This is a genomic window from Corynebacterium kutscheri (assembly GCF_000980835.1).
Classification (GTDB): Bacteria; Actinomycetota; Actinomycetes; order Mycobacteriales; family Mycobacteriaceae; genus Corynebacterium; species Corynebacterium kutscheri.
In genome coordinates this window covers 939,077-951,334 of the sequence record NZ_CP011312.1, presented here as the reverse complement: position 1 = coordinate 951,334, position 12,258 = coordinate 939,077, and the positions used below count along the sequence as shown (strand labels likewise).

At 46.3% G+C, this 12,258-nt stretch carries 9 protein-coding genes and 1 tRNA gene; 4 read left to right on the top strand and 6 right to left on the bottom strand.

The features are described from left to right. The first annotated feature begins 77 nt into the window (after positions 1-77). Positions 78-1,193 (top strand): site-specific integrase, encoded by a 1,116-nt coding sequence (locus UL82_RS04375; RefSeq protein WP_046439212.1) that lies wholly within the window; start codon positions 78-80, stop codon positions 1,191-1,193. A gap of 41 nt (positions 1,194-1,234) precedes the next feature. Here UL82_RS04375 and UL82_RS04370 read toward each other — a convergent pair. Next, a tRNA-Leu gene (locus tag UL82_RS04370) sits at positions 1,235-1,308 on the bottom strand. A gap of 175 nt (positions 1,309-1,483) precedes the next feature. On the opposite strand from UL82_RS04370, the gene polA reads away from it, so the two are divergent. Continuing rightward, a complete protein-coding gene (polA, locus tag UL82_RS04365) occupies positions 1,484-4,132 on the top strand; it encodes a DNA polymerase I (protein ID WP_046441202.1) in 2,649 nt (882 codons plus the stop codon). A gap of 113 nt (positions 4,133-4,245) precedes the next feature. On the opposite strand, the gene UL82_RS04360 is transcribed toward polA, so the two are convergent. From UL82_RS04360 to UL82_RS04340, 5 genes are all read right to left on the bottom strand, one after another. Then, positions 4,246-5,892 carry a phospho-sugar mutase gene (locus tag UL82_RS04360; RefSeq protein ID WP_046439210.1) on the bottom strand — a complete coding sequence of 549 codons (1,647 nt, stop codon included), beginning with the start codon at positions 5,890-5,892 and terminating at the stop codon, positions 4,246-4,248. Continuing rightward, positions 5,885-6,550, bottom strand: a complete 666-nt coding sequence (gene deoC, locus UL82_RS04355) for a deoxyribose-phosphate aldolase (RefSeq protein ID WP_046439208.1) — start codon at positions 6,548-6,550, stop codon at positions 5,885-5,887. The genes UL82_RS04360 and deoC overlap by 8 nt, the downstream gene beginning before the upstream one ends. Positions 6,551-6,592: 42 nt before the next feature. Then, entirely contained in the window at positions 6,593-7,951 is a 1,359-nt protein-coding gene (locus UL82_RS04350) for an MFS transporter (RefSeq protein WP_046439207.1), read from the bottom strand. Positions 7,952-8,000: 49 nt separating this feature from the next. After that, positions 8,001-8,717, bottom strand: coding sequence for a purine-nucleoside phosphorylase (gene deoD / locus UL82_RS04345; RefSeq protein ID WP_046439206.1), 717 nt, complete (start codon positions 8,715-8,717; stop codon positions 8,001-8,003). 133 nt (positions 8,718-8,850) lie between these two features. Further along, the gene (locus UL82_RS04340) at positions 8,851-9,789 is read right to left on the bottom strand and encodes a sugar-binding transcriptional regulator (protein ID WP_046441201.1); all 939 of its coding nucleotides are present in this window, start codon (positions 9,787-9,789) and stop codon (positions 8,851-8,853) included. A gap of 293 nt (positions 9,790-10,082) precedes the next feature. On the opposite strand from UL82_RS04340, the gene UL82_RS04335 reads away from it, so the two are divergent. Next, positions 10,083-11,054 carry a DUF368 domain-containing protein gene (locus UL82_RS04335; protein WP_046439203.1) on the top strand — a complete coding sequence of 324 codons (972 nt, stop codon included), beginning with the start codon at positions 10,083-10,085 and terminating at the stop codon, positions 11,052-11,054. A 280-nt stretch (positions 11,055-11,334) separates the two neighbouring features. Then, positions 11,335-12,249, top strand: coding sequence for an ABC transporter substrate-binding protein (locus UL82_RS04330; RefSeq protein WP_046439202.1), 915 nt, complete (start codon positions 11,335-11,337; stop codon positions 12,247-12,249). The last annotated feature ends 9 nt before the right edge of the window (positions 12,250-12,258 follow it).

The following is a 12,258-nucleotide window of genomic DNA, read 5'->3' as shown; positions in this document are numbered from 1 at the left end:
GACCCAAAGTCCGAAAATTGCCGCCCGGGGTCTTCTTGCTTACGCTCAACCCTGGCTCACGCAAGAAAGCATACCACATGGCATCAATCAAAAAATACGACACCGCACAAGGCACCGCATGGCGGGTACAATACCGCTCCCCCGACGGACGCTCACGCACCAAACAAGGCTTCAAAACCAAAACCGAAGCCCAAATATGGGCAGCAGACAACACCATAAACATCCACACCGGCAAATGGATCAACCAAAACCTCAGCAAAAAACGCATCGAAAACTACCACGACACCTTCTTCGCCACGAAAGCACACCTATCCCCAACATCCCTACACGTAATGAAAAGCTCCTGGACTAACTGGGTAGAACCAAAATGGGGAAAACGCCAAGTAGGAAGTATCCAACGCACTGAGGTACAAACCTGGCTTTCAGAGCATACTGACCAGGCGGTCTCAATCCGACGCGCACACGGTGTCCTCGCAGGAATCCTAGACATAGCCAAAGAAGAAGGTGCAATCACAGAAAACCTCGCACGAGGTGTCGTACTCCCACGTAAACCCTCCCCGAAACACGTATACCTGTCGATGGAACAGCTTGTAGCTCTACACAACGAATGCTCAGAGCATAAGGAATTGGTACTACTGCTAGGGACTGTGGGACTGCGCTGGGGAAAAGCTACCGGGTTGAAAGTATCCGACATTCCTGACATTGGGGAACGTATTCACATCACCCGGGCTATAAAATGGGCTGGGAGGACGATGCATGTTGGGGAACTTAAAGGGCGCGAAAACCGGGTTGTGAGTGTGCCTGCATCTGTCATGGAGTCGCTACGTAAGCTATGTGTTGGTAAGGCACCCAATGATTGGGTTTTCTCTGAGTCTGCAGGCGGGCCGCTAAAACTACTGCAGTCTGGTTCTTGGTTTGATTGTGCTGTGGATCGGCTCTTAAAGGGGAATCCTGCGGTGCTTCCATCGCGTATCACCTCTCATAGTTTGCGGCATGTGGCCGCGGGGTTGATGATTTCGTCAGGTGCGAATGTGAAGGTGGTGCAGTATCAGTTGGGGCATAAGGATGCGTCGGTAACGTTGAATACTTATGCTGCTTTGCTCGATTCTGATCTGGATCAGATTGGTGTGGCGTTGGAAGAATCTCTGGCAAATGTCGTGGGATTGTCGTGGGATCGCCATTCTGGGGCATGAAAAAACCCTTCCTGTGCTGGTCAGGAAGGGTTTCTATGTAGTGCCCCTGGTGAGACTCGAACTCACACTGGACGGGTTTTGAATCCGTTGCCTCTGCCAATTGGGCTACAGGGGCGCTGGAAGAAAATAGTAGTCTACCAACGACAAAATCTAAAATTGACCTCTCTACCTGCACTCATGAGTAACTCATTTGCTTACGTTTATCCTTAACCACTGTTAGCTAGTGGCCATGTCTGCCTCATTAGCTAGACTAGAACACCGTGACTGATACTCATGTGCGCCCCCGCCTCATGCTCATCGATGGCCATTCCATGGCTTTTCGTGCGTTTTATGCCCTTCCAGTAGAAAATTTTTCTACTTATGGTGGGCAGGCAACCAACGCTGTATATGGCTTTTTATCTATGCTCTCCAAACTCATCGTCGATGAAGACCCCACGCATATTGCGGTAGCCTTTGACGTTGGTCGGACAACTTTTCGCACCGAAATGTTCCCGGACTATAAGGCGCAGCGCGAGTCTGCACCCCCAGGATTTAAGGGACAGATAACACTGATTAAAGAGGTTCTTCAAACCATGGGCATTGTAACCTTGGAAAAAGAGAACTATGAAGCGGATGATATTATCGCTACGCTAGCTACTGCAGCGAAACAGGATAATTTTGAAACGCTTATTGTTACCGGCGATAGGGATTCTTTCCAGCTAGTCAATGACACCACCACTGTTTTATATCCAGTAAAAGGTGTCAGCGTACTTAACCGTTTTACTCCGGAATCAGTGTTTGCAAAATATGGGCTTACCCCTGTGCAATACCCTGATTTCGCTGCTCTACGAGGTGATCCTTCCGACAATTTACCCTCGATTCCTAAAGTCGGCGAGAAAACAGCCACCAAGTGGATTAATACTTATGGTTCCTTGAATAATTTATTAGAACACGCTGATGAAATTAAAGGTGTGGTTGGTCAAAATTTACGTGAGCGCATCGAGCAAGTACGGATGAATCGTACTTTGACCGAGATGATTAAAGATCTTGAATTGGAATACTCCCCAGTTCAACTTGAACCTCGCCCAGCACAGGTAAGTGCGGTAACTGAAAAATTTGATGAGCTTGAATTTGGCTCTACCTTGCGCGATAAGGTGCTCCAAGCAATTCGTGCTAATGATGCTGATACAAATACTTATAATGACAATGAACCGCACACTGAGGTCACTATTAGTGATGTCTGCCTAGCTCAATATTTAGCTAAGCATCACGATCAACCATTAGCGTTAGTAGTTAGTGGTCGTGCGACTCCTGGAACTGGCGATGCTTATTCACTAGCGATCGTCGATACGCAGTATCACGGCATTGCCTGTGATCTTGGTGAAATTACTGCCGAAGATGAAAAAGCACTAGCTAGTTGGTTAGAAAGTCCTGCGCCAAAGTTTTTACATGAGGCAAAAGCTTGCTATCACATGCTGTCTGGACGCGGTTTTAAGCTAAATGGTATTACCCATGACACCGCCATTGCTGCGTATTTATTACGGCCAAGCCAGCGTACCTATGGTTTACGCGATGTATATCAACGTCATTTACAACGCGATTTAGTTACTGAAGAAGCAACTGGGCAATTAAGTCTTCTGGATGAGTCCAATTTTGACCAGCTTATCGCGCAAGCAGTAGCAGTTATGGAGCTGAGTAAATCACTGACCGCAGAGCTGCAAAAAGTATCATTTTTTGATTTGTATCAGGATCTAGAAATCCCATTGGTACCAATTTTGGCACGGATGGAAGAAGCCGGTATTCACGTTAATGCTGAAGCATTAAATCAACTCCTAGAAACTATTACTCATCAAGTAATTGAACAGGAATCCGCTGCGCGTGCGCTTGCTGATGATCCGGAGCTAAAATTAACCAGTCCAAAGCAATTGCAAGTTGTACTTTTTGAAACTCTTGGCTTACCCAAGACAAAGAAAACAAAAACTGGTTACTCCACTGCAGCAAAAGAAATCGAACAACTTGCGGTTGATCATCCGCATCCTTTCCTTGATCATTTGCTAGCTTTTCGCGAACACCAAAAAATGAAAACCACTCTAGAGGGGCTGATTAAAACTATCGGTACCGACGGCCGAATTCATACCACTTTTAACCAAACGGTAGCTTCAACCGGTCGGTTATCTTCAACTGATCCAAACTTACAAAACATCCCGGTTCGTACCCCCACCGGGCGTGCTATTCGGTCAGCTTTTATGGTTGGTGAAGGCTATTCCACTTTGCTTACCGCAGATTACTCCCAAATTGAGATGCGTGTCATGGCACATTTGAGTGCTGATCCAGGGCTTATCAAGGCTTATCATGATGGTGAGGACCTCCATAATTATGTTGGGTCTCAGGTCTTTAATGTACCGGTCTCAGAAGTTACTTCGGATATTCGTCGCAAAGTAAAGGCCATGTCTTACGGTCTAGCCTATGGGCTTTCTGCCTTCGGTTTATCTCAGCAACTTAATATCTCCGGAGGCGAAGCGAAAAATATTATGTCTGCCTATTTTGAGCGCTTCGGTGGGGTGAAGCGCTACCTTGATGAGGTGGTTGAAAAGGCTCGCAAAGACGGCTATACCGCAACGCTTTTTGGTCGACGTCGGTACCTTGCTGAATTAACTAGCGATAATCGTGTAGTACGAGAAAATGCCGAACGTGCCGCGCTTAATGCACCAATCCAAGGTACTGCGGCCGATATTATCAAGGTTGCTACCATTAGAGTAGACCGAGAATTTACCCGCAATCAGCTTGCTTCGCGCATTCTGCTACAAGTCCACGATGAATTAGTTGTTGAAGTTGCTGATGGTGAGCTAGAACGTGTACGAGAGATCGTAGAAAAAGAAATGGATTCTGCCATCACTTTACGCGTTCCGCTGGAAGTTTCTACCGGTGTGGGTACGAACTGGGATGAAGCTGCGCATTAAATACGTGGTATCTATTTATTAGAAAACCAACCTTAACCGAAATATAAAGAAGCGCACCGCTTAGCAGTGCGCTTCTTACTCACTATCAGCTTAATTACTTGTGACCAAGTGTTTTATAGCCCTAAATGCTCACGCAAATCTTGTGCAATGCGATCCAGGCGCTCAGTTGCCTCAGCACGTGGAACATTATCTCCTTCAACGGGTAGAACCACTTCAAGGTAGAATTTAAGCTTTGGCTCAGTACCAGATGGGCGGCAAATAACTCGGTCACCAGATTCGGTAATAAAGTACATGCCATCGGTTGCACCAATACCCAACTCGTCTTTAGCCATATCTTTGACCTCAATAATCTTAGCCCCAGCTAATTGCGTTGGCGGCTGGTTACGCAACGTCGCCATTGAGGTACTAATAATACTGAGGTCTTCTACCCGGAAGGTCAATGGTGCAGTTGCATAAAGACCATGGGTACGAGCTAAATCATCAAGAGCATCATCAAGGGTCTTGCCTTGAGACTTCAACTCACCAACCATACTTGCTACCACGATGGAGGTGGAAATACCATCCTTATCAGCTACGGCTTCTGGATCACAGCAATAACCAATAGCTTCCTCATAACCAAAACCAAGATGTGGGGTGCGCGCAATCCACTTAAAACCAGTCAGGGTCGCATCATGGTTGAAACCAGCATTAGCAGCAACCTTTGATAGCAGGCGACCAGAAACAATGGAATTAGCAAAACTATGACGATCAGCAGCAACATGATCAATCATATAGTTACCTAATAATGCGCCAAGTTCATCGCCGGTAAGCTGGCGAAATCCACCTTCTGCTTGAGCATCAGGAACAGCTACGGCGCAGCGATCGGCATCAGGGTCATAAGCAATAATGACCTCGGCACCGATCTTGGTAGCATGTGCCTTCGCTAGATCCAGTGCACCTTTTTCCTCTGGGTTAGGAAAATTTACCGTAGGAAAATCTGGATCTGGTTCTGCTTGTTCAGGAACCAGGCTAACGTTAAAGCCGGCCTCTTTGAGTAACTTCTCCCCTAGGGCGGCCCCAACACCATGCATTGCAGTTAAAGCAATAGTGACATCACGATACTTACCAGCAAGCTGGTTAGCACGTGCCAAGTAATCAGCACGAGTATCAATTTCTTCGATGTTCTCAGTGCTCATCGGAATTTCATCGGCAAATCCTGCTTCGGCAATAGCCGCAGCAATTTCTTTATCCGCAGGTGAAATAAGTTGTACTCCCTCAGCAGCACCGGTTGCTACCCGGCCACCGAGGTACACCTTATAACCATTATCTGCTGGTGGGTTATGCGATGCAGTGATCATAATTCCAGCGTCTGCACCTAGTTTCTTCACGCTAAAGGCAGTCAATGGAGTTGGGTTTTGCTGTGGCAAAATCAATGCTTTACCACCAGCTGCGGAGACAACTGCAGCAGCATCCTTATGGAACTGCTCCGAACCATGACGTGCATCGCAACCGATAACCACAACTGGATTCTCACACTGTTTATTGAGCCAGTTCATTACCCCAGCTGTGGTGCGAATAACCACAGCTCGGTTCATCCGTGATTCACCTGCACCGACCTCACCGCGAATACCTGCAGTACCGAAGGTCAATGCACCAGCAAAAGCTTTACTGAGTTCTTCTTCATTACCCTCAGCAATAAGCTTATCGATGAATCCTTTTGTGCTGGGATCAGGATCGTGCGCTGCCCATAAGCGTGCGGTTTCTAAAAGTTGGTTATTCATTCTCATCAAACCCTGCCAGAATACCGGCAGATGCAGATAGCCCTAGGCGGGTTGCTCCTGCCTCAATCATTTCTGCTGCTGCTTCAGGAGTACGAATACCACCGGAAGCCTTAACGCCTAATCGCCCACTAACAGTGTCAGCCATAAGTTTAACTGCATGTGCACTAGCACCGCCAGCTGGGTGGAAACCAGTAGAAGTCTTCACAAAATCAGCACCAGCTGCTTCAGATGCCTTACAAGCAGCAACGATTTCCTCATCGGTCAGTGCCGCGGACTCAATGATAACCTTAACGATTGCTGGGGCTGGGGCTGCATCGCGAACAGCCTTGATCTCCTGCTCCAACTCATCAAAAAGCCCCTGTTTAGCTAGAGCAATATTGATGACCATGTCAATTTCTTCGGCACCATCGGCAATAGCACGAACAGTTTCAGCAGCTTTCACCTCTGGTTTAACCGCACCAGATGGGAAGCCAACAACCGTTGCTATATGCAGTCCTGCGGGAACCTCAACTGGTAGCTGTGATGGAGAAATGCAAATGCTGTAGGTACCAAGGGCTGTGGCCTCGTCGATAAGCGCTTGTACATCAGCAGCGGTTGCCTCTGGTTTAAGCAAAGTGTGGTCAATCATCTGGGCAACAGTGCTACGAGTGATAGTCATATTTTCTCCTTAAAAGCTATTAAGACGGGGGTGGGCTGGTTTTTATTCAGAAATCGGTGCAGGCATTTTTTCTTCACTGGCTTCTGCACGTGCCATGGTGTAATCAGCGACGAAGTAAATTGCGAAACCGCATGCGCCAATCGCTGCCAGGATCCACATGATGGCGCTGTAGCTAAAGTCCAAGGCTTGCAAACGGGCAGTGTAAGCAATACCAAGTGGAATCGCGATATTAATAGTCAGGTTATAGAAACCAATTGCAATACCCGACTTAGCAGGCAGGATTCGGCTCAACGCAGTATTAACTAATGGAGCATAAAGCAAAGCAAAACCGGAAGCGAAGAAGACAATAGAAATAATAATTGCCCAAATGCTGCTTTGCATGCCTAAAGCTGCTAATACCAGGGCACCAATAATCATTGATAGCGCTAGGTTGATAGTAACGCGAGAAGATAGTACTTTACCGATTTTTCCAGAGAAAATACCAATGAGAATAGCGCACACATAACCAGGAATCATCAATGTTGCTGCTCGATCTTGGCTTAGGCCGTGTAAATCGCTAGCTGCGAAAGGAAGTAGGAAGATGTAACCAAGCTGGGTGGAATAAATAATGAAAACCAAAACAATAGCCCAAATATAACGGCCATTGGTAAAGAATTCTGGGGTAACCAGCGGCTGTTTGCCATTTTTCACGTGCCAAATAAAAGCAACAAGTCCAGCTACTGCTGGTAGCATCCACCACCAGTTGAACTCTTGAATGAACATGGTCAAGCTGGCTGCAAAGACCGCAATCAAAAAGAGCCCTAAGGCATCAAGATGGCCTTCTACAGCTTCATCCTCAGGAACATGCTTAATTAAAAATGGCACAGTGAGGATCAAAACCAGTGGAACTAGGAACATATAGGTCCAAGAAACGTGAGTAGAGATCAAACCACTAGTCAGTGCGCCAATGAGTAAACCGGATTGGAAAGCAGCCGTCGAAAAGCCTAAATAGGTTTTCTGGTCTTTCTCCGAAAGGTGCTTGGTTACATAAATAACGTACAAAGTCTCTGCCGCAGCCAAACCAGAAGTTTGGATAATGCGTCCTAAAAGAACGATTGGCCAAGAGCTAGAAAAGATAAAGGCCAGCACAGAGCCAAAGACAATAAGTGCCACACCGGTAAGCATGAGCTTACGAATAGAGATAGAGTCGGCAAGCGCAGCATAAACCACAGCGCCGATACCAATAATCACACCCGCAAGCGATGCTTGTAGGCTGGCAGTATTAGGATCGATACCTAAACCTGCTGCCATAGGTCCGGTCATTGTCTTAAAACCGTTATCAACTACCAGGCAGAAAACGAAGGAGAACAATAAAACCGGCACTGCTGCCTTAGGGTTTACTCCCGTATGGCTAGTTTCCATACGAGGGTTAGATGTACTCACGATTTTTGTACCTTTCAAAAAATCTGCGCTATAGCGCTGCTAGTGGCAATGCCAATTCCATCATCTGGGTAAAGGCGGTCTCACGCTCATCAGAGCTAGAGTTTGCGCCAGTGATGAGGTTATCGGAAACGGTAAACAAACCTAGTGCATCCACACCTGCATACGCAGCGGTAGCATAGAGCGCTGCGGATTCCATCTCCACGCCAAGCACACCCATGCGTGCCCAACGCTCGGTGACAGTTTTATCCGCATTGTAGAAAACATCGGAAGATAAAACATTACCCACGTGAACAGGAACGTTCTGCTTCTCGGCTTCGTCGGTAATGCCCTTGAGCAACTTCCAGGATGCAGTTGGTGCATAAGTTCCGGGCAGATTGTACTGGCTAAGGAAGTTCGAATCAGTCGAAGCAGACACGCCCACAATCACATCATAAAGGTCAATGTCTTCCTGCATTGCCCCAATAGAGCCCACGCGGATAATCTTCTTTACCTTGAAGAAGTTAATAAGTTCATAAGAATAGATGCCAATAGAAGGCATACCCATGCCAGAACCCATAACCGAAACCGGGGTGCCCTTGTAAGTACCGGTATAGCCAAACATGTTGCGCACAGAGTTGAATTGAACAAGATTATCTAAGTAGGTCTCTGCAATGAACTTTGCACGCAACGGATCACCAGGTAGCAAAACCGTATCGGCAATATCAACGCCGCGGGGGTTAATATGGGGAGTGAGAATATCAGACATGACAGAACTCCTAGACTATAAGGGAAGACATGAGCAATGTTCATATTGCTCCTTGAGGTCAGCCTAAATCTGTCAAGAACATATGTCAATGCAATTACGCACATTTGTTCAGAATGGTGAACTAATACACAACCTAGCTTGCTTCAATGATTCTTTCCGCAGTATCACGGTCAATAACTAAGTGAGTTGCTAACCCCATATGAAGTGCTACTCGTATCGCTTCCATCTTAGATAAGCCACCAGCAACCAAAAGTCGGATCGGCCTAGTTGAAAGATCTTTAATCGTAATGCCAACTGTCCGGGCATCGATTTCTTGATCCGCCACCTCACCCGTAACGGTATAAAAACGTGAGCACACATCGCCTATTGCATTCTGCCGCAACCGCTCAATTTCCTCATCGCTTAAATAACCAAGGTTCATTAATAGATTTTCTGGCTGCACATCTCCAACAGTAAAAACAGCCATATCAACTTTCGCACCTTCTTCAAGCATGTGCGCAATATGGCGATCCTGAACCACAATCTCTTTAGCTTTTCGATTATCAAAAATTACCGGTAACGGCAGAGTAAGCATTTCTGCATTCAACGCCCGCGCAAATTTAGTCAAAGTCACCACATCATGAGTATTGCGTTCAGTATGTGAATGCCCACCTTTAAGTTGCACAACTTTAATCCCCTGCAGTGCCAACGGGCGAATATGCTCTGCCACCACGCCCATGGTATGCCCCCAAGAAATGCCCACCGACATATTATCGCTAAGACATTCCTCCAAAAGTGCTGCTCCTTGGCTACCTAATTCTTGCCGTAACTCATGCTCAGTCTGTGAGGCCGGGCGCACAACGTGCACTTTTTCCAAACCAAAAAGTTCCATCAACCGGGCAGCTACCGCATCTTGATCTTCACGAGGATCATTAATGTGAATACTCACAAACCCCATTTCCCGTGCATATGACAGCATTTTAGAAACAGTAGGTCGCGACACCCCAAGAGTTTTTGCTACCTCAATCTGCCCCATTCCAGCAATGTAGTACAACCTAGCAGCATCAATCGCGAGCGCATCACGTGTTTCCATACTTTCCATGATGACATATCTTTACCTCCCCTTTTTTCTCCCGCTTCGGCTACCAGATAAGAAAAAAGCATAAGTGCTGATTACAAGCTTTTTTACTGTATTCATATTTATGACTATCTAACCAATCTCGACCAACTAACCTTCCTAAAACCCACCCTAAGCAGTAGGAAAAGACATATATCTCTACACAACTTTAAACTTAACGACGAGCGTCAATACCGATCCAGCTCACATTGTTCGGTACTGTTATGAGCGATCAAAATATCGACTAGACATAAGGTTGAAGCACACATATGACCGCTCCCCAGACCGCGAGTACGACCGATACAGCTACCAGCTCTCGTAATCCGTTTAGCTTGCTAATTAATGTTTTCGTCGGTGTTCTTATTGGTCTTGCAGAAATGGTTCCCGGCGTTTCTGGCGGCACCATTGCACTTGTCGTTGGCATTTATGAACGTGCCGTGCGTAATGCCAACGCGCTTTTGCATTCCGTACGCGTACTTTTTAGTGACCCTAAAAGCTTTGGCACCGCTATTAAAAAAATCGAATGGTCATTTCTCATCAGCGTTGGTGTTGGAATGATCGGCATCATCTTGGTTTTCTCCGGAGTGATGCATGATTTCGTCGAGAATCATCCTGAAAATGCTCGCGCATTATTCCTAGGAATGGTTACCGTAAGTCTGATCGTTCCCATTCGGCTTACCGATCGCGTCGATCTCAGCAATAAGAAAATTCCAGCCGCTATCCTTTTTCTTATCGGCGCGATAATGCTTTTCTTTATCACCGGTATATCTTCAACTGAAAAAACTGACCCATCCTTAATTCTGATTTTCTTCGCAGCCTCTATTGCTATCTGTGCGCTAGTGCTGCCAGGCATTTCCGGCTCATTTATTCTGTTAATAATGGGACTCTATCAGCCAGTTATTGCAGCAGTCAGTAACCGCGATCTTAGCATCATGGGTGTTTTCATCCTCGGAGCGATAACTGGTCTGACTCTTTTTATTAAACTGCTTAATTATTTGCTTCACAAACACCACACACTAACTATGGTGTTTATGGCTGGCCTCATGCTTGGTTCTTTGCGCGCCTTGTGGCCCTGGCAAGATGAAAATTCACAATTCCTTGCCCCTTATGGCAATATCGGGGCTACCATCGGCCTTATTTTTGTTGGCGCACTTATCGCTGGTGGAGTCATGCTCCTAGAGCGATTTACTGATTCTGGCACCCAAAATACAAACTCATCCACTACCCCACAACACGACTAATCAAAGCGCATAGTCTAGTTCTTAGATTATTTATTTGCCTCTACTTATATCGGTGGCTTCAATAGAAGCCACCTTTTTTATGTGCTTATCATGTCATTTTCACTATTTTTAATAACACGTCGCCATAGCTAGTTGCATAACGCAAAATCATGCTTGCTATATTTTTAAATGCATGAAAGTAAATAATTTTTAACGCATTTACCCAGTTAAAATCAAAAAATATGCAAAAAGTATTCATTGCGATTATTAATATTACTAAATCCGGTATAATATCTATTTTATGAAGCGCCCACTGACACGCCTCGTTGCTCTCGCAACTACGCTCAGCCTAAGCCTAGGATTAAGCGCCTGCGTAACCAATGAGGAACAAGGACATCCTGACGGTTGGGAAGAAATCTCCCCCGCCGCAGTTGCCGAAATTCAGGCACTTGTTCCCCCAGAACTTGCCAACAAAGGCACGCTTGTCGCTGGAACCAATCCGCCTTTTGCTCCTTTTGAGTTTAAAGACTCACAACACAATATTATTGGTGTAGAGATGGATCTCGCACGCGCCGCAGCATCAGTTATGGGTCTTGAGTTTCAAGCCCAGCAACTAGATTTCTCTCTTATTTTACCTTCACTATCTGCTGGGACCATTGATATAGCAGCAAGTGGGTTTACTGATACCGAAGAACGACGTAGCAACTATGACTTCGTTGATTTCCTCTATGCCGGTATTCAGTGGGGTCAAAAAACTGGTGCAAATTTCTCCCGCGAAAACGCTTGCGGTCTTACTATCGCAGTGCAGCGCACAACGGTCTCCGAAACTGATGATGTTCGTCCACTCAGTCAAGCATGCATTGATAAGGGCGAAGCTCCTATCGAAATTCTTTCCTATGACACTTCCGACCAAGCAGCAACAGCACTTGTTCTTGGACGCGCTGACATTTTTAGTGCCGATTCACCAGTCCTTGCATGGGCTATTGAGCGTGCCGATAAAGAAATCGAGACCACGGGTCATATTTTCGATGCTGCTCCTTATGGCATGGCGGTACCCAAAGATTCACCACTTGGCCCGGCACTAACAGCAGCAATGCAACACCTTGTAGATACAGGTGACTACGCACGAATCTTATCCATGTGGGGTATCAAAGAAGGCCTTATTACGCACGCCGAGCTTAACGCGCCGCTAAGCGCCGTCCAAGAATTCTTCTAGCTTTTTACG